An 18,594-nucleotide genomic window follows, 5' to 3' on the forward strand; every position below is an offset into this window, starting at 1 on the left:
AGAAGCGGCAAACACAAGGAGGATCACATGAGAAATCACGAGGTAATTGAAAAGGCAGAGATGACGCTTGCCAGCTTAAAGAGCGGCGGCATGATGAACCCAACACAGGCAAATGCTTTTATTCGAATGGTTCAAGATGCGCCGACTATCTTAAATGAGGCGCGTGTCATTCCTATGGATCACGATACGCAAAAAATTGAGAAGATCGGGTTTGGGCAGCGGATTCTCAGAGCTGCCCAGGAAGGTGTTTCGCTGACAAAAGATCAAAAGGTTGTTCCGTCAACAAGCACTGTCAACTTGAGCACAAAAGAAGTCATTGCAGAAGTAAATATCACCTACGACACGCTTGAAAACAATATTGAAAAAGAGGGACTGCAAAATACAATTATGCAGATGCTCGCTGAACGTGCGGCCGTTGATATTGAAGAGCTGTTAGTAAACGGTGATACGGCATCTTCAGATCCTTATCTTGCGCAAATAGACGGGATTCGAAAGCAAGCCACATCTCATATCGTGGATGTAGCGGGCGAAGAGCTGACTCGCCAGGTCTTCAAGCGTGGATATAAAGCAGTTCCTTCAAAATATCTCCGGATTCCACAGGAGTACCGTTTTTATACGTCCCCTGGAATGGAAGTTGAATGGAAAGACCGAGTGGCTGACCGCCAGACTTCTTTAGGAGACACTGCTGTACAGGGCGGACTTTCTTCAGCGTTTGGTGTTCCGGTCAAAGGCATTGCCAACCTACAGCCGTACACCACAGGTGAAGGGGATAGCGCGTCAGATGTGTCTGATATTATCCTGACTCACCCGAAAAATATCATTCTCGGCTTCTCGCGCAACATTCGTATTGAAGTAGATAAGGATATCCGCCGCCGTATGTTCTTGATCGTCCTGACGGCTAAGCTGGACAGTAAATTCGAAGAAGAAGACGCTGTGGCTAAAATCATCAAAGTGAAAGAGTAGGTGAATAAAATATGGCCGACACATATACAGCGAAGTTGATAGCAGGTCAGACATACGATGTTATGGGGTATGTCTTCTTGCTTAATCAAAAGCGTGAAGTGGAGAAGCCCGTCTATTCTTATTTAAAGAATAATGAGCAGTTTGAGTGTCATTTAATTAAAGAAGAGCCGAAGGAAACGGAAAAACCTAAAAGCGATGATGACACGGCATCAAAGAAGAAGTACACAGAAACAGATTTGAAGGGCATGAATAAAACTGAACAAGAAGCCATTGTTACTGATCTTGGCGGCAATCCGTCTGACTTCAAGAATGCAGATGAAAGAATTGCCTTCATCCTTGAACAACAAGGAAAAGAAGATTGAGCGGCATGTTAATTACCCCCGCTGACTTAAAGGCTTACTCGGTTTTTGATTCAGTCAAAGATCGGCCGGATGTGCTGCTTACCCAGGACATCATTGAGGCCGTTGCTGAAATTTCGTTAGAAGTTGGCCATGATTTTTTAGGAGAGGAATATGATCCTCTTCCTGAAAGGGTCAGGCTTGCCGTTTTAAAGATGGCGCAGTTTTATGCACTGATCAATTCGGATGAGTCAATCACAAAAGGATATACGTCCGAGAAGATAGGCGATTATTCGTACACTCTCGGCAATGGAAGCACCATTCAAAAACCCAATATCTATTCACTGATTAAGGATTACGTGGTGCCGGCTGATTCAGATCTTGAAGGCACAGAAGTAAAAATGCGGATGAGGTCTATATGAGTTACCGCTCCTTATTGACTCACCGGTGCGATGTTTATCATCTGCAGGAGAAACACGAAGGCCAAGAAAAGAGATACGGCGTGCCTGTTCACGATGCACCGCCGGCTTACACTTATCCCGATGAGCCTGATATAAAGAGTCAGCCCTGCTATTTTACTGAGAAGAGCCAGTCAATTGTTCAGCAGGAGCCGAACGCGGCCATCTACCAGTCATTTATGATTCATTTCCCGGCTTCTGCAGATATTCGGATCAATGACAGAGTGAAATGGGAAGGTACTGCCTACAAGCTGCAGCAGCCGCGTTTGATTAAAAATCACCATTGGGAAGTGACGGCGGTCAGGGAGGTTAATTACCTATGAGAATTAAGGGGCTCGATCAATTCGTTCAATCGCTGCACCAGGCATCCCACGGAGGACTGCGGCAAGAATATGAGATTTGGCTTGAAGGAATGGGTTATCAATTCCTTGATATTGTCCAGGATGAAGTGATCCGGACTCAGACGGTAGACACGCGCCGCTTGCTTAACTCATTCCATAAGGGCGATCAGGAGAACATCTTTTCAATGACGGCTGGTAAATTAAAGCTGGATGTGGGAACGAATCTGGATTATGCCTCTTATGTCAATGACGGGCATTTCACCATTGATCCATCCAAGAATCAGGATCGTCGCTGGGTGCCGGGCCGATGGAAAGGTGATCGCTTTGAATATGATCCTGCTGAAAAAAACTCCGGAATGCTGCTGAAGTTCAAATGGGTTGACGGTTCAGGGTATTGGGATAATGCAATGGCCATCTTTGAAATGATGTTTGAGCGCAGTCTTGAGCGGAAGCTCCAGCAATGGATTGAAAATAAATTTTAGGCGGTGGCAGCAGCATGAATAGTGAAGTTGGCTCAATCATGGGCTATCTATACAATTTGTATCCTGTCCAGGTATATGAGGAAGAGATACCGCAAGACTTCGCGGTCCCATCTCTTTACTTCCCGCCGGCTTCTACCGCCGACGGTCCAGACACAGTTTCAACATTTCAGAAAGTCTATGTGCTAAACGTGAAGCTTTTTCATAAAAATGCACAGAAGGCTCATACAGAAGCGGAAAGGATAGCGGATGTCCTTAGAAGTAAGAGAGGGTTAATCCCCCTCTTGAAGGAATCTGGTGAAGATACGGGTGATTTTATTCGTCTGTCACGGATTGAAACCCGAGTAACGGATGATTATGCAAGTATTGTCCTGAATTGGACAGGCCGCTATTGGTATGAGAGAGAAGAAAAGCCAGCTCTGAATAATTTTGATTTTACAAGCGGGGTGAAATGATGGCCACTAAGTTAGAAAAAGCAGAAACTGCTTTTTATATCAGGGACTTGAGAGAGCACAGTCGTGAACTTTTTGGGGTAAAGCCCGAAGTATTTGACGGTGCTCTTTTTCATGTAGACAAAGAAAGAATTACAAAAACAGAAGCGAAGAAGCTCATAACTCAGTTTCTTCAAAAGGAGGTTAAATAGATGAACGGCGGAACATTTACACCAGGCAAGGAAAAAGAACGTGCGGGTATCTACTTTAATTTTAAAACGACCGCCGAGGATCGTGTGTCTGTCGGTGAAAGAGGAACCGTGGCACTCCCGATCGCTTCCAGTTGGGGAGAGCTGAAAAAATTCATTTCTATCTCTTCCATTGAGGATCTGAATAAGAAGATCGGATTAAACATTGATAATCCTTCGCTCCTTCTGCTGCGTGAAGCAATGAAGAAGGCAAAAACAGTATTGCTTTATCGGTTGACTGAGGGTCTTCGTGCTTCTGCAGAAATCAGTGAAGGCGTTAAGGCAACCGCTCTTTATGGCGGGACCAAAGGGAATGACATCATTATCCGGATCACCGAGAATGTCATTGATTCAAAAAAGGTTGATGTCATTACGTATCTCGATGAGTCGGAAGTTGACAAGCAGACCGTAGCAGCCGCGGAGGAATTGAAGGCAAACAGTTATGTATCCTTTACTGGAAAAGGAGATTTGACCGTATCCATCCCGCTTACCGGTACATCACCTGCCGATGCAAGCGGAGACTTACCGGCATCCGCCGGCACCCGTCTTTCCGGCGGCACAGATAAGGTCCCGACGAACGCCGACTATATGGATTTCTTAAATGCGGCCGAAACGGAATACTTTGACACCATTGCTCTGCCAGTAGAAGACAATGAACAGCTTAAAGCCACGTTCGTAGCATTCGTGAAGCGGCTAAGAGATAACCAAGGTCAGAAGATTCAAGGCGTCCTTTCGAATTATAAAGGGGATCATGAAGGAATTATCAATGTGACAGGAGGGGTCCTGTTGGAAGACGGTACTGAGATTACGCCTGAAAAAGCTACTGCCTGGGTGGCCGGGGCCAGTGCGGGGGCTACCTTTAATCAATCTCTTACGTTTGTCGAATATGAAGGGGCTGTGGACGTTTTAAACCGCATTGACAATGATGAAATTGTTGAGCGACTGGCTAAAGGTGAATTTTTGTTCACTTTCGATCCTCGCGATAAGGCTGTGGCTGTTGAAAAGGATATTAATTCCTTGACCAGCTTAACAGCTGAGAAAAACAAGGTGTTCCAGAAGAACAAAATTGTTCGGGTTCTTGATGCAATTAATAACGATCTGACATCACAGCTGAAAGCATTAATTAAGTCCAGAAAAGCGAGCGGCAGCGATGTCCCGGCTTCAGATGACGGCCTGCAGTTCGTGAAAACCCTGATCACTCAATACATGGGAATCCTTCAAGATGGGGGTGGCATTACGGGATTTGACTCTGAGTCTGATATCACGATTGTTCTGAATGAGAATCGGGATGGATTTATCATTGACTTGGCCGTGCAACCTGTTGATGCAGCAGAGAAATTCTACTTTAACGTGGAGGTGAAGTAAGATGGCTTTTAAAGCGCAGAATACGATATCTGGTAAAGAGGGGCGCCTCTTCTTGGATGGTGAGGAATTGGCTTTTATCAAAACGTTTGAAGCAAACGTGGAGAAAAACAAATCAGAAGTCAATGTCATGGGCCGCCGCATGACCGGCCATAAAACGACTGGCGCGAATGGAACGGGAACAGCGACATTTTATAAAGTCACGTCTCGCTTCGTGCAGCTCATGCTCAATTACGTGAAAAAAGGTGAAGATCCGTATTTCACTCTGCAGGCGGTGCTTGATGATAAATCATCTGGCCGCGGGACTGAGCGGGTTACTCTTTATGATGTGAACTTTGATTCTGCGAAAATCGCAGGGCTGGATGTGGATTCGGAAGCATTGGAAGAGGAAGTACCGTTCACCTTTGAGGACTTTGATCTTCCTGAAAAGCTGAAAGATACATTCTAAGAAAAACGTGTAATGCATTTCATTGGGGTGATTCAATACGAGGCAAAAATAAACAAAAACCTAATAAAATCTAATAAAATCTAATACATTACCACTTGATAACTCCGATTGTTAATATTAATATTGATGTTAACAAGTTAACAAATAGTATTGATAGTATCGGTACTACAAGTAGTATCATTACTACTGGCAGTCAGGTATTCATGACTACCGATGTAATGCATTTCGTCTTTCTTGGTTTTCCGTGTATTTCTTAAACAAGAAATGCATAAAATAAAAAATACCGGAGTGCGCCAACACTCCGGCCTGTACAAATGCTGGCTCCTCATTGGAGCGCTGGCTATAGGTGTACCTTTTTAGATATGGACCTACCCTAGAAGTTTCTGAGGCTCAAAGGGTGGTCTATTTCTTTTTGTCTATATACGTCAACAATGCGAGGATAAACATCCCGAACCCAAGCATTAAAGTGAGTGCTTGAAATGTTGACATAGGCGTCACCCCCTTTCAGGGGATTTAGCCAGCAGACCACCTTTGAGCTAGCCGGACAAAATGTACAGGAATAATTATACACTAAGACAACCAAATTGTGGTTGTCTTTTTTGTTGGCAAGAGTCAACTAAATCTAATATCCAAAGGAGTAATTAACATGAGCGAAAAACAAAACGAAAAAGTATATGATCTTTCATTCTTTATGCCAGGACAAACAATTGAAGCGGAAGAGGTAGAAGTGCTGATCTCAAAGCGGTTTAAAGACAAAGCGGGGAACGTGATTCCGTTCGTTTTCAAAGCAATTACGACTGAGCGCATCGATGAGTTGGAGAAAGAAAACACAACATACAAAAATGTCAAAGGCCGCGGCCGTGTGAAAGATCTGGACAGCCAGCGCTTCTATGCACGAATTGCTGTTGAAACGACTGTTTACCCGAACTTTAAATCAAAAGAGCTGCGCGAAGCTTACAAGACAGAAGATCCAGTGGAAGTGGCAAAGCGCATCCTTTCTGTCGGTGGGGAATACGCTAACTGGCTGAACAAGGCAATCGAGATCAACGGTTTTGAAGATGATCTGGAAGACCTTGAAGAAGAAGCAAAAAACTAATACGAGGCGGGGATAAGGAGGCTGTGTATTTCTATTACGCTATGCACGAGCTGAAATATTCCCCGTCTGAATTAAGAGAGCTCTATGAAGCTCCGCGTGAATATAAGGCGCTGCTGTACGGTGCCATTGCTTATAAACTTGATTTGCTTGAAAAAGAAGCGAAAAAATCATAGGTAGCTGTTAGAAAAAGAAGCAGAGAAAGGAGGAAAATAACCATGGCGAAACTAACAGCCACATTTGATCTACACGATAAGATGACCAAAAAGCTCCGCAAAATACAAGGAAATGCTGAAAGACTTCAGAGGGCCGCTAACGGCCCTCTTGTTTTTGAAGCTGATGACCGGACACAACGGACCATACGGAGGATAGACCGCTCAGCTACCCAATTGACGCGGCGCCCTCGCTCTCTTGATGTCCGTCTCGATGATCAAGCTTCAGGAGGGTTGACTCGCATTAGGCGGCAGACTGAGGACATTACAGAGGGGGAACATGAGGTCAGGGTATCGGTGGATGACCGGGCGACACCACGTCTACGTTTAATCAGGGGAAACCTGTCTGATTTACAACGATCAGACGCAACGCCGACTGTCTCCGTCAGAGATCGCGCATCCGGGGATTTAAATTCTCTCCGGCACCGCGTTTCAGATTTAGATGGATCTGAGGCAACGCCTACTGTGTCTATCAAAGACAAAGCTTCCGCTGCTCTCGATGCTATTGAGAAGAGGTTGGACGGCTTAAAGACTGTCACGATTACATTAGCGGCAGCGGGTGGATTATCAGGCGGCGCAATTATGAACTCCGGAAAAAATGCAATGGCTCAGGATGCCTATGTCTCAGCAACTTCAAACGTGAGCAAAAAAGATGCAGGGCGAATGACTGATGACATTTTCTACAAAAACAAAGCCGGTGGATCCCGGGAGGAAGTAAGCTCCGCATTAAAGGGACTCTCGCAACTGACAGGGGCATCCGGCCGGGCACTGGCGGAACTCACCGAGTCTTCAAGCAAAATCGCTCAATTGATGAATGCTGACCAAGCTGAAGTAGACCGGGCATTCAGTGCTATGTATAACAACTTGAAAATGACTGGTAAAGAGAGCGGAGACACCATCGCTTACATTTACCGGAATGCTGGTGACCAGGCTGATGATTTGCTAGACACAATGAATGAATACAGTTCCACTTTCAAAGACATGAAGCTTACGGGCGGTCAAATCGCAAACGCCATGATAAAAGGGACCAAGGGCGGCGCCCGGAACTTTGACAACCTTGCCGACAGTATGCGTGAGTTTAACATCCGTCGCACGGAGATGTCAGATAACCAAGTCGCCGCGTTTGAACAATTATTTGGCGGTAAAGAAACGCAAAAAATGTTCAAAGGCTTCAAAGACGGTTCTATCAGTGGACAGGAAAGCCTATTTAAAGTGGCTGATGCGCTATCCAAGGTCAAAGACAAGACCAAGCGTGCTTCTATTGCAACTGAATTGATCGGGACACAATACGAAGACTTAAAGCAGCCTATCCTTGATATGGCTGAGGGGATCGGCACAAGTGCGAAAACAACCGGCGAGCTAAACCGCAGCTTTACTCAACTCCGGAACAACAATCCGATGACGCCTGTAAATGATGCTATGAGGGATTTTGAGAGTATATCAAAGGATATGGGGACTTCATTGTTAACCGGTCTTGGCCCTGCTTTTGATAAGATTAGTGACTTCCTGAACAGTAAAGAAGGCAAAGAAAAGTTGAAAGAGATTAAGAACGACATAACCGATCTTGGAGAAGCTGTCGGTGACAAGCTGAATAAGGCTATCGAATTTACGGTGAGTCATTGGGATGAACTGAAAACAGCGTTTAAGGTAGTGGTCCCGCCCCTGATCGGCTTAATAGCTTATCTGAAGATTCTCCGTCCGATCCTGAAAGGAATAGGCACAGCCGGCGGCGATGCTGCCCGCGTCATAAAAAAACTTATTCCTTCACGAACGGGTTCAGCATCCGCAGATCCCAATACGAGAAGCGGCAGAAGAAACGGAAGGGCCGGCAGAGCAAGCCCAACGAGTATAGCAAGGAGCGGCAGTCTGACAGGCTGCTGTTGTGCTGGCGGTTTCGGTGGGGAAGGCCGGGGAAAAGGCAGATCATCTGGCCGACAAGGAGGCGCTGCCCGCAGGAATCCCGCTCGTGGGACAATCAGCGTGCCTGCTGATCGCTTAGGAAGAGAACGGGGGCATGCAGGGGTGGGCTCCGCTGCCGGTCGGGATGGAATTTCAACCACAAGAACAGAACTCCGGTCTGCCGGCCAGGCCTCATCCAAAATGGGGAAAATCCTTAAACCGCTTTCCGGAGTTGGGAAGTTTGCGAAAGGAATCCCGGTACTTGGTACAGCGTTGGCGGCAACAGGGCTTATCGGTATGAATAAAGATAATGCCGGTGAAAAGCTCGGCTCTTTCGGGGGCAACATGGCAGGCGCGGCTGCCGGTGGGGCAACCGGCGCGGCAATAGGCTCTGTCGTTCCGGTTGTGGGAACAGCTGTCGGTGGTTTAGTCGGAAGTGCTGTTGGCGGTATTGCGGGATCAGATGTAGGTTCGTCAGTGGGGCAGTGGTTTGATAAGGGCGGCATGTCAAAGACATGGGATAGCATCAAGACTGGCGGTGGAGATGCCTTTGCCTGGGTATCCGAAAAAGGACAGGACGCGTTAGACTGGATCACTGACACTTGGGACGATCTATCATCTTGGTTTATGGACAATGTCTGGGATCCAATTGGTGATTGGGTCGGTGATACCCTTGACGACATTAAAAAGAAATTTGAAGACGGAAAGAAATGGGTTACTGATACCTGGAATACTGTATCAAATTGGTTTGATAAGAATGTGTGGACGCCCATCTACAATACGGCTGTCCCGATTATCAATTTCGTAGTCGGCATTTTTGCTTTCGCTTGGGATGGCATTAAGAAGATATGGTCTATCGTCTCAACTTGGTTCATGGATAATGTTTGGAACCCAATGAGTAAGGCGGTAACCAGCGTGGCAAAATGGATCTGGACAAAGATCACTGATGCGTGGAATTGGATCTCCGATACATGGTCTACAGTCTCAACTTGGTTTATGGATAACGTTTGGAATCCAATAAGTGACGCTGTTGCGACTGTGGCCGGCTGGATACAAGCACATATTGATTATGCTCGAATCTGGATCCAATTAAAGTGGCTTCAAGTGGCGACATGGTTCTATGACAACGTCTGGAATCCAATCAGTACAGCAGTTAGTGATGTAGCAAACTGGATTTGGACGAAGCTTAATGATGCGTGGACTTTTATTTCGGACTTATGGTCAACTGTGTCAACTTGGTTCATGGACAATGTCTGGAATCCAGTAAGTGATGCGGTGACAACGGCAGCAAAGTGGATCTGGACGAAGCTTAACGATGCGTGGAATTGGATCTCTGATACATGGAATACGGTTTCCACTTGGTTCACTGAAAATGTATGGAACCCCATTGTCACAAAAGTGGAAAATGCTAAAAAATCAATCACGAAAAAGTTTGAGGATGCCAAAAACGCAGTTACCGGCGCTTGGGGAGGAATTGAGGCTTGGTTCAAAACAAATGTCGGTGATCCCCTGGGGAAAGTGGCCGACGGAATTAAAAAGAAGTTTGAGAAAACGTTTTGGTGGGTCATTAAACTTAAAGAGTTAGCCGACGCCGGCGGGGAGTTTATCGGTTCCATTATACATCGTGGTGAACAAGTCACTGGACTGCACCAAAAGGGGAAAACTTCAACAAACAACAATTCGGCAGGAACAGGAATTGGCTTAGCTCGTACGCAACAACAGCCTGCAAATAGTGTTTTTCCGCCAAAACAAAAAAGCGTACTGCAAAAGAATGCCACAGGCGGCTTCATCACAAAGCCTACTATTTCATGGATCGGTGAAGCCGGTAAGGAGTTTGTTATCCCCGTCGATAATAATCGTGGTCGCGGTAAGATGCTTCTTTCACAGGCGGCTTCTAAGCTCGGCATGAGTGTTGTGGACGATATGGCTGCAGCTTCAAGCGGCGGAGGGGAATCTTCTGTTTCTCCATTATCCAGCGGTGCGGCAGTTTCCGCTTCTGTCTCTCCAACAGTAGACACGTCCAGCCTGAATGACCAGGCAGCTACATTTGGTCAACAGTTCTCACAAGGCTTTGATCAAGGTATAAGCGACAATGTTGTGTCTATGGATGCTTGGAAACAGAAAAACGTTGGTCAGCCTATGAACAGCTTAATTTCATACTCGCCGAATTATGGGAAGCAGGTTGTCAATGGGTTTGCCAGTGGCCAGAACAGCACTGCGACAGGTACGGATGGATTTCTGCAAACCAAAGTCAAAACCCCTTTCCAAAATACTATTAACAAATCAGGGTCATGGGGAAGCGGAACGGTGAAGGGATTCGCTTCCGGACAGAACAGTACGGATCCTGGCACTGCGCAGTATGTCAGCTCTCGTATAGAAAAGCCTTTTCTCCGTTCTAAAGAGTCCTCCAACGGATGGGGGAGCGGAATGATCGGCAACTTTATTACTGGGATGGCATCCAAGGGCAGCGAAGTATCTGAAGCCGCGAAGGAACTTGCTAAAAAAGTAGAAAAAGCATTCCGTGAGGAGCTTGATATCCATTCGCCTTCCCGTGTCATGATGAGTCTTGGCCGCTTTGCATCAGTAGGGGTTGTTAAAGGTCTCGGCTCTGTCGATGTGAAAAAGTTTGCCGAAAAACAAGCGGGTTCACTTGCGGCTGCCTATTCCGGAATGGGGGCAGTCAGCGGCAACGTTAAGGAATGGCTAATGTCTGCAATGATCGCAACTAAAACTCCATTCAGCTGGCTTCCGGGCTTGATGACAATTGCACAGAATGAATCAGGCGGCAACCCTAATTCCATTAACTTATGGGATAGCAATGCCAAAGCCGGCCACCCGTCACAAGGGTTAATGCAGACGATCCCAAGCACCTTTGAAGCTCATAAGGCGCCAGGAATGAATGATATCAGCAACCCAATTCACAACGCTGCTGCCGCTATCGGCTATATTAAAAGCAGATACGGATCGATAAACAATGTGCCCGGGATTAAGAGCCTGGCGCGCGGCGGCCCATACGTCGGTTATGCCAATGGTGGTTTGATCACTAAGGAGCAGATCGCCCGTGTCGGTGAAGGGAATAAACGGGAGTGGATCATTCCTGAAGAGCGGGGCATCCGCGGCCGTTATTTGCTTGGTCGTGCCGCTCAAGCGCTTGGAATGGAGGTAACTGATCCTGCGCAGACGGGAACAACTGAACTCTCTTCCGGGAAAGTATCTGCGGCCACCTCGGGCGGCACGCAGACTGCGGTTGCCGCTTCCGGCAGCAAAGAAATTGTAATTCAACTTAACGGCGATCAACATTTTTATAACAATCAAGACGCTGATAGCCTCGTGGCCAAAATCAAACAAGCTCTGATAGATGAATTAGAGAAGGATATCAATATCGGAACGAAAGGAGTCGTAGCTTTTGACTAAGTCTGTTTATGAGTTTTGGATATCACAGGGTAAGGACAGGCTGCGGCTGCCCGTCCTTCCGGAACAGATCGACATATCTGATACGATTCAAAATGACTCTGTAAAGGTTGCCCGCTTCGGTGAGATTACCTTTATAGATAATCCGGGAGCGAAAGAAATTTCGTTCTCTTCCTTTTTTCCAAAGAAGCACAGTCCGCTCTCCGAATATAAAGGGTTTCCTTCCCCAGAAAACGCAATTGCAAGAATAGACAAATGGTTGAAATCGAAAAAGCCTGTTCAGTTTTTGATTACCGGAACAAAAATAAACTTAACCTGCAGCATTGAGGCATTTTCGCATAGTGAGGGACAAAAGGACATAGGAGACCGAGATTTTGAAATTAAGCTGAAGGAATACAGGACCGCTTCACCCCGGAAGATAAAACAAAAGAAGAAAACAAAGAAAAAACGGCCGTCAAAATCTGCTCCAAAAACATATACCGTGAAAAAAGGGGATACTCTTTGGGATCTGGCGGGCAAATTCTATGGGAGCAGCATGCAATGGCGGAAAATATGGAATGCCAATAAAACGGCAATGATTAAACGCAGCAGAAGAAACATCAGGCAGCCGGGCCACTGGATATTCCCCGGCCAAAAATTAAAGATTCCGCAATAGCAGGTGATGACACATGATTGAGCTTTTTGTCATTAAAGAAACAGAATGGCTTGAGCTGGTAACAGAGACAGTATCTCTTGAAGGACAGCGATATCAAGCGCCGCGTTCAATCACGGCCACGATCATAACAAAGCAAGGAAATCACTCTTATTACAGCGTAACTGAAGGCGCTACAGTTCTATTCAAGTGGAAAGGTAAGGAATTATTCCGCGGCATTGTGTTTTCCCGTAATCCGGATGATCATAAATTGACTTTTACGGCTTATGACATGCTTCAATATCTGGTGAAGAACAAAGATGTTTACGTCTTCTCGAATCAGCGTGCTGATCAAATAGTAAAACGGTTGGCCCGAGATTTTCAGATTCCCGCCGGGTCCATTGCAAAAACAGCCTATACTATTAAATCACTGGTCTTTAAAGATGATACAAGCCTTTATGACATGATATTAAAGGCATTGAAGCAAACAAAAAAACAGACCGGTCATAATTATCAGTTATATGCCTCGAAGGGGAAGCTTTGTCTCAGGGCTTGGCCTGACCCGTCAGAAGTTTGGGTGTTAGAGACAGGCGTAAACATCACAGGATACCAGTACAGCACCTCAATTAATGAGACAGCTACGAAGGTCAAACTCCGGCGCCAGAAAGACAATAAGACGTATACTGCCACTGCAAAAGATAATTCAGGAATTAATAAATACGGGGTTCTGCAGTATGTGGAAACTGTTTCGGATAATATTAATCAGGCGCAGCTTCAGCAGCGAGCGAACGTACTTCAATCACAAAAAAAAGGTGTGAAAAAGGAATTAAAGAGTATTCAAGCTATTGGTATTCCTGACTTGCAGAGCGGGCTTCCGGTGTATATTTCTATTCCGGAAGTGGGGGTAAAGAAAACATATTGGATTGATTCTGACAAGCACGAATTTAAAGGCAGCTCCCACACGATGACAATTGATGTGGTTGAAAAAAACACAATCCCGGAAGGGGCTTCATCATGAGGTTAAGTGAAGCAATTAAACATCTGGCTATCGGCGCTGTTGATTCTGAGTCGCCGGTGGATATGCTGCCGGCTGAAGTCGTTTCTGTTTCCCCTGTTGAAATCAAGGTCAATGAAAACGAAAAATTAATCATTCCTTCTGACTTAATTATTATCCCTAAACGCCTGCGCGCCGGGGGAGAAGATGAACTTAAAACCGGTGAGAATGTAATGGTTGTCTCCTTAAAAGGCGGACAATCATTTTTTATTCTCGACAAAATATAGGGGGGGTGCGTGGGTTGGCCCTTTCACCAGAAATAGAATTTGATGATTTTGAAGATGACAGCGAAGCAATAGAGACATCGCGCACATATAGAATTGACTTTGAAAATGGGCGAATTACTAACGAGCTGATCGCAGGACTTGAGGCAATTAAACAATTTGTTTATATGGCCCTGCATACAGAGCGGTATTCCTATTCTGTTTTCAGTCATGACATTGGTAATGAGCTTCAAGAGGTTCTTTCTGATAACGAGACAACAGACGCATATAAAAAAATGGAGATCCCGAGACTGATCGAAGAAGCTTTAATATATGATGATCGAATTTCTTCTGTCACTGATTTTGAGATTGATAAATCAGGTGATAGGTTCATAGTTTCTTTTATCGTAGAGACAGACGAGGGCACGCTGGAGATCGAGGAGGTGCTTGGCGAGGATGTTTGAAGATCAAACGTTTGAGGAGATTATGGATCGTATGCTGTCCCGTATCTCTGCGGATATTGATACAAGAGAAGGGAGCGTCATTTACAATGCGCTCGCGCCTGCGGCCGCTGAGCTCGCAAAGTCTTATATTTGGCTTGATACCGTGCTGGAGCTCGTGTTTTCCGATACGGCTCAGGGCGAATTTCTGGATAGGCGGGCTGCTGAAGCGGGGATTGAAAGAACGGCAGCCACAAAAGCTGTAAGGGCGGGCGAATTCACATCAGGGGTGAAAATTCCTGTGGGGTCCCGCTTCTTTGTTGATAATCTCTATTTTCAATATACAGCGGATGGAACATTAGAATGTGAAACGGCCGGTGAAGCTGGTAATGCAAATATCTCCGGACAAAATCTTTTGTCGCTCGATACGATACCAGGACTTCAAAAGGCGATAGTGAAAGAGATCCTGATTCCTGGCCGCGAAGAGGAAGACGATAATAACTTGAGAGAACGCTATTTTACCCGTGTGCGCCGAGAAGCTGTAAGTGCCAATAAAGAGCATTATAAGCAGTGGGCGGAAGAAGTGGACGGAGTGGGTAAAGCAAAGGTCTTCCCGCTTTGGAAGGGAGACGGCACAGTCAAAATTGTGGTGACGGATGCTAAGCTGGAGCCGGCTTCAGAAATTCTGATAACAAAGGTCAGTGATTATATTGATCCGGAGCCCGGACAAGGAGAAGGCCAGGCGCCGATCGGCGCGTTTGTAACAGTAGAAAGTGCAGAATGGAAAGAGATTGAGATTTCCGCCTCCGTGCTGCCCGAGATCAATAGCTCAATTGACCAAGTTAAAGATGAAATAGAAGCTGGGGTCCTGAATCTTTTCAAAAAGATGGCTTTTGAAGATAAGGTGATCCGGCTCTCTCAAATTAACAATATCGTGTATAATTCGCCATCCGTGAGCGATTACTCTGATATTAAAATTAATGGATTGGCTGAAAATTTGGTTCTGGATGACATTGAAATCCCTAAGCTCAGGCAGGTGACGATCGTTGAGCAAACTCGATGAGATGACTGCTTACCTGCCGCCGTTCTTAACAAAGTTGAAAGAAATGACTCAAGTCCTTCAGACGGAAGCGCCGGAATTTGAGAAGCAAAATGACGGCATCTTCGATCTGACAGATCAGCTGTTTGTCACAACAGCTACCTGGGGGCTCGAACGCTGGGAAAAAATATTAAATGTGCCGCGCGAGTCGGGTGATACGTATGAGATTCGCAGGCTGCGCCTGATTTCCAAAATGTCCAATATTCCTCCGGCAACATATTTGGCCATCGAGCGGGCGCTTAACAGGTTCTTGAAAAATCCGTCTGCCTGCGTCCGTCTGATTCCTGGAGAGTATCACTTTAACGTTGATATTGATATAGATGACCTGCAGCACATGACTGAGCTTATTGAGACGTTAGAGAACATGAAGCCGGCACATTTGGCTTACACACTCAGGCCGGCCTTTAATGAGAGTCTGCAAATAAAGGATACAGTCATATTGAATCACAGGAGATACCGTAAAGTGAGTGAGCTTCGGGTAGGTTATTCCGTAACTCTTAATAACAATGAGGTGATCTTGACATGATTTCAGAAGCATATAGAGAGCGTACTGCTGCCGATTTAAAAGGTCGAATCAGCAAAGTGCTGCTGAATGGAAAAGAGACTGACATCGTGGAGCTTTCGATCAGTGGCGCGGTGGTTACGGTGCTCACACATCGTGAAGAGGATATTAAGCACATTGAATCAGTGCAGATCATTGATGACTTGGGAAATGTGATTACTGAACGAAAGACTGATTTAAATGTCAGTGATAACAGAACGTTAGATTTTAGGTTTACTTTTGAGGTGGTATAACAATGGCTTATGAAGCAAAAACAAATTGGCTTCCAGACGACCCGATTAACGAAGGTGATGTTAACCGCTGGGAAAAAGGAATAAAAGACGCCCATACGGACCTTGCATCTCATAAAAATGACATGAATAACCCGCATAAAACGACAAAGGGACAAGTTGGACTCGGGAACGTGGACAACGTGCAGCAGGCTCCGAAACGAGACTTTGATATTCATGTGAATGATGCTGAACTTCATATCAATAAAGAAGAGCGGGAAAACTGGAACAACAAAGAAACCCCTGAAGGAGCAAAAGAAAAAATTAAGCAGGCATTGACTGATGCTATCAATTATGTGAATTCCAATTTCAAAAACGAGAACCTAATTTGCATTCGTGATGGAGATGAAAGAGCGATCGTCGATGCGAGAACACCAGGCACTGATTACCCTGAAGGAATAACCTTTATGGGTATCTATGAGGGCAATGACACAGGCTACCCTCTTGGCTATGGCTTAATTAAAAATGAAAATTTAAATAAATGGCGCTTTGCTCAGTATTTCTATGGTAATGGCGATGGAACAAAGAGGAAGAATATCGGGACATGGATTCGCCATTGGTGGGATAGTACAGGCTGGACAAAATGGGAAAAGATATCAGGTTTTGCTCACGCAAGTGTGGGAGTATCCGATGTTCAATATTTAAAACAGATTGATCACACCAAGATAGCTTTTAATCGAAAAATAAAAGACAGTCATGATGCTTTCGATATTAAAAATAATAGATTTGTCGCGCCGAATGATGGAATGTACTTAGTAAATGTTGGGCTTTATATGATCAACTACGCTATGTATATCAACTTTCATTTGAAGGTGTATCTGAACGGAAAAGAGTATAAAACCCTTGACCACTATAGAGGTTATTTTGATAACGGCAAAGAAATGAATTTAGGGTTAAATGGCACAGCCACTATCCCAATGAACAGGGGCGATTATGTGGAAATCTTCTGCTACTGTAATTATGGCGGAGATGAAACCGTCAAAAGGGGTATCACTGATAAAAATGGAGTTTACAACTTCTTTGATATCCAAGAGGTTGGCGGATTAAACTACCCCGATGCGTAAGGAGGTAAAAAATGAATATAGGTGAAGCAATCCTTTATAAATATCCCGATGCCGATCCGACTAAAGATTTTATCATTCAGAATAATGGCGATGGCACCCCCTCTTATATTGCACGATGGAATATCCGGGCCCCTATCCCTACAGAAGCGGATTTGCAAGCTTGGTGGGACGAATTAAAGCAAAATCCGCCATTTGAACCGCCTGATCAAATTCAATTACTGGCACAGAAGCTTTCGGAAGAAAAACTGGCCTGTAAACAGCTTGAAGAATTAAATCAAACACTTGGACGGCAGCTGTCGGAACTAAAGCTTGCCATTATGTCATGGGAAGAGAGGGATGAATCAAAATGAATTATTGGGTATTGGCACTATATTATAAATGGGCCACTCCGGAGATGGTGAAAAAGGCAATGTATTACGACGATTGTTCTGCAGCTGATTTACAACAGGGCGTTGAAAAGAAGCTCGTTACCCCGCAACAGTATATAGAGATCACTGGTAAAGCCTTATAGGCTTTTTTATTTTGCCTTGAAGGGGGTGAGACGATGTCATAAGTTTGAAAAAGTCCGCTCAAATAAATAAAAAACTTTTATGAAGGAGGACAATTATGTCATCTTTAGGATTCACATTTCCAACGGATGCCGCGGGAAAGCCGGGCGCAGTAAAACCATTTAGAGAAGGGAAAAGCGATTTTGTTGAGCCAGTTGCAGATATTTCAGGAACAGCAGAGCTTCTGACTAATGCAACATTAAAGGCTACAGATTCTTATAGCCAATATGGCCAGGATAGATTGGGACCGATCTTAATTTCTAAAATCAAAGGCGCTGCATATTCGGATCGCGAAGGGACCCTATTTATTGAGCAAAGCAACGATAATGTTTCATGGTCCACCATCACATCATTAGAAGTGAAAGCAAATACTCTATCAGAGACTGCTTGGGTCGATTTATCACAGAGATACTACCGCTTCAGATATGCGAATGGTAATCTGCAGCAATCAGAATTTTTACTGTATCAGTCGCTCGGGGCAGGCCAGGGAGATGTGAAGATTCGGGATTCAGTCTCAATTAAATCTGATAAACCGCTCCCGCTTGAATTTACATCAAGCAATGTAACCAAAGACGGCCGCTTAAAGGTAGAAACGCAAGGAATCGCGATTAATCCGGCTGATTTTGAAAGTGTACAGGCTAAAACAGCCGATATCGTTTTTCATGACAAAGTGGAGACCCCAGGTGAGGGGAATATTTTGAAAGTCGGTTCCTTTAAAACATTATTGATTGAAGTCTATGGCACGGCTGATACAAGTGAATTGAAGTTCTGGGGGAAATCTCTTTCAGGAACAAAACGCCCGCTGCGCGGCCAAAAAGTAGACGACGGCACCCTGGCTATAAGCACAGTGGGTAAGTCAGAAGCTTGGACTTTTGATATTACAGGATTCAAAGAGATCGTGATGGAGATTACCGCTTTAAATAATGGGAACTTTTCCGTAAAAGGGACAGCCGTCTCATAAAATAGCGGCTGTCCTTTTTAATTGCCTCATACAGGAGGAGAAAACGATGTAATAAAAGGGGGGGCGTACTAATGTCAGAA

The 18,594-nt window shown here is 45.1% G+C and carries 23 protein-coding genes; all 23 read left to right on the forward strand.

What is annotated here, in order from left to right:
- Nucleotides 1-27 precede the first annotated feature (27 nt).
- The 23 genes from NYE68_RS01185 to NYE68_RS01295 all read left to right on the forward strand — a co-directional run bounded on the left by NYE68_RS01185 (nucleotide 28) and on the right by NYE68_RS01295 (nucleotide 18,514).
- A complete protein-coding gene (locus NYE68_RS01185) occupies nucleotides 28-963 on the forward strand; it encodes a phage major capsid protein (protein WP_266056247.1) in 936 nt (311 codons plus the stop codon).
- An 11-nt stretch (nucleotides 964-974) separates the two neighbouring features.
- Entirely contained in the window at nucleotides 975-1,325 is a 351-nt protein-coding gene (locus NYE68_RS01190; RefSeq protein WP_342494020.1) for a YqbF domain-containing protein, read from the forward strand.
- A gap of 5 nt (nucleotides 1,326-1,330) precedes the next feature.
- Complete coding sequence (locus NYE68_RS01195; RefSeq protein WP_342494142.1) at nucleotides 1,331-1,723, forward strand: DUF3199 family protein; 393 nt, start codon at nucleotides 1,331-1,333, stop codon at nucleotides 1,721-1,723.
- A complete protein-coding gene (locus NYE68_RS01200; RefSeq protein WP_088461991.1) occupies nucleotides 1,720-2,082 on the forward strand; it encodes a DUF3599 family protein in 363 nt (120 codons plus the stop codon). Before NYE68_RS01195 ends, NYE68_RS01200 begins: the two co-directional genes overlap by 4 nt.
- A complete protein-coding gene (locus NYE68_RS01205; protein ID WP_342494021.1) occupies nucleotides 2,079-2,582 on the forward strand; it encodes an HK97 gp10 family phage protein in 504 nt (167 codons plus the stop codon). Before NYE68_RS01200 ends, NYE68_RS01205 begins: the two co-directional genes overlap by 4 nt.
- Before the next feature lie 14 nt (nucleotides 2,583-2,596).
- Nucleotides 2,597-3,034: a DUF6838 family protein gene (locus tag NYE68_RS01210; protein ID WP_266056253.1), complete on the forward strand. Its 438-nt coding sequence runs from the start codon at nucleotides 2,597-2,599 to the stop codon at nucleotides 3,032-3,034.
- Entirely contained in the window at nucleotides 3,031-3,222 is a 192-nt protein-coding gene (locus tag NYE68_RS01215; RefSeq protein WP_095061700.1) for a hypothetical protein, read from the forward strand. Before NYE68_RS01210 ends, NYE68_RS01215 begins: the two co-directional genes overlap by 4 nt.
- Nucleotides 3,223-4,623 (forward strand): phage tail sheath family protein, encoded by a 1,401-nt coding sequence (locus tag NYE68_RS01220; protein ID WP_342494022.1) that lies wholly within the window; start codon nucleotides 3,223-3,225, stop codon nucleotides 4,621-4,623.
- A 1-nt stretch (nucleotide 4,624) separates the two neighbouring features.
- Nucleotides 4,625-5,068: a phage tail tube protein gene (locus tag NYE68_RS01225; RefSeq protein WP_019712741.1), complete on the forward strand. Its 444-nt coding sequence runs from the start codon at nucleotides 4,625-4,627 to the stop codon at nucleotides 5,066-5,068.
- 646 nt (nucleotides 5,069-5,714) lie between these two features.
- Entirely contained in the window at nucleotides 5,715-6,164 is a 450-nt protein-coding gene (locus tag NYE68_RS01230) for a phage portal protein (protein ID WP_342494023.1), read from the forward strand.
- Between the two features lie 41 nt (nucleotides 6,165-6,205).
- The gene (locus NYE68_RS01235; protein ID WP_223198305.1) at nucleotides 6,206-6,337 is read left to right on the forward strand and encodes a hypothetical protein; all 132 of its coding nucleotides are present in this window, start codon (nucleotides 6,206-6,208) and stop codon (nucleotides 6,335-6,337) included.
- A gap of 42 nt (nucleotides 6,338-6,379) precedes the next feature.
- Nucleotides 6,380-11,686: a phage tail tape measure protein gene (locus NYE68_RS01240; protein WP_342494024.1), complete on the forward strand. Its 5,307-nt coding sequence runs from the start codon at nucleotides 6,380-6,382 to the stop codon at nucleotides 11,684-11,686.
- Nucleotides 11,679-12,338 carry a LysM peptidoglycan-binding domain-containing protein gene (locus tag NYE68_RS01245; RefSeq protein ID WP_069013434.1) on the forward strand — a complete coding sequence of 220 codons (660 nt, stop codon included), beginning with the start codon at nucleotides 11,679-11,681 and terminating at the stop codon, nucleotides 12,336-12,338. The genes NYE68_RS01240 and NYE68_RS01245 overlap by 8 nt, the downstream gene beginning before the upstream one ends.
- A 13-nt stretch (nucleotides 12,339-12,351) precedes the next feature.
- The gene (locus NYE68_RS01250) at nucleotides 12,352-13,332 is read left to right on the forward strand and encodes a phage portal protein (protein WP_342494025.1); all 981 of its coding nucleotides are present in this window, start codon (nucleotides 12,352-12,354) and stop codon (nucleotides 13,330-13,332) included.
- The gene (locus NYE68_RS01255) at nucleotides 13,329-13,595 is read left to right on the forward strand and encodes a DUF2577 family protein (protein WP_342494026.1); all 267 of its coding nucleotides are present in this window, start codon (nucleotides 13,329-13,331) and stop codon (nucleotides 13,593-13,595) included. The genes NYE68_RS01250 and NYE68_RS01255 overlap by 4 nt, the downstream gene beginning before the upstream one ends.
- Before the next feature lie 14 nt (nucleotides 13,596-13,609).
- A complete protein-coding gene (locus NYE68_RS01260; RefSeq protein ID WP_069013437.1) occupies nucleotides 13,610-14,035 on the forward strand; it encodes a DUF2634 domain-containing protein in 426 nt (141 codons plus the stop codon).
- Nucleotides 14,028-15,074 carry a baseplate J/gp47 family protein gene (locus NYE68_RS01265; RefSeq protein WP_342494027.1) on the forward strand — a complete coding sequence of 349 codons (1,047 nt, stop codon included), beginning with the start codon at nucleotides 14,028-14,030 and terminating at the stop codon, nucleotides 15,072-15,074. Before NYE68_RS01260 ends, NYE68_RS01265 begins: the two co-directional genes overlap by 8 nt.
- Nucleotides 15,058-15,636 carry a YmfQ family protein gene (locus NYE68_RS01270; RefSeq protein WP_342494028.1) on the forward strand — a complete coding sequence of 193 codons (579 nt, stop codon included), beginning with the start codon at nucleotides 15,058-15,060 and terminating at the stop codon, nucleotides 15,634-15,636. The genes NYE68_RS01265 and NYE68_RS01270 overlap by 17 nt, the downstream gene beginning before the upstream one ends.
- On the forward strand, nucleotides 15,633-15,905 hold the full coding sequence (locus NYE68_RS01275) for a hypothetical protein (RefSeq protein WP_342494029.1): 273 nt from the start codon (nucleotides 15,633-15,635) through the stop codon (nucleotides 15,903-15,905). The genes NYE68_RS01270 and NYE68_RS01275 overlap by 4 nt, the downstream gene beginning before the upstream one ends.
- 2 nt (nucleotides 15,906-15,907) lie before the next feature.
- Entirely contained in the window at nucleotides 15,908-17,005 is a 1,098-nt protein-coding gene (locus tag NYE68_RS01280) for a hypothetical protein (protein WP_327813666.1), read from the forward strand.
- A gap of 11 nt (nucleotides 17,006-17,016) precedes the next feature.
- Nucleotides 17,017-17,355, forward strand: coding sequence for an XkdW family protein (locus tag NYE68_RS01285; RefSeq protein ID WP_192452826.1), 339 nt, complete (start codon nucleotides 17,017-17,019; stop codon nucleotides 17,353-17,355).
- Nucleotides 17,352-17,516, forward strand: coding sequence for an XkdX family protein (locus NYE68_RS01290; RefSeq protein ID WP_025284122.1), 165 nt, complete (start codon nucleotides 17,352-17,354; stop codon nucleotides 17,514-17,516). The genes NYE68_RS01285 and NYE68_RS01290 overlap by 4 nt, the downstream gene beginning before the upstream one ends.
- Before the next feature lie 95 nt (nucleotides 17,517-17,611).
- The gene (locus NYE68_RS01295) at nucleotides 17,612-18,514 is read left to right on the forward strand and encodes a phage portal protein (RefSeq protein WP_327813664.1); all 903 of its coding nucleotides are present in this window, start codon (nucleotides 17,612-17,614) and stop codon (nucleotides 18,512-18,514) included.
- The last annotated feature ends 80 nt before the right edge of the window (nucleotides 18,515-18,594 follow it).

The sequence above is a fragment of the Bacillus sp. FSL R5-0447 genome (assembly GCF_038606125.1).
Taxonomy (GTDB): domain Bacteria; phylum Bacillota; class Bacilli; order Bacillales; family Bacillaceae; genus Bacillus; species Bacillus velezensis.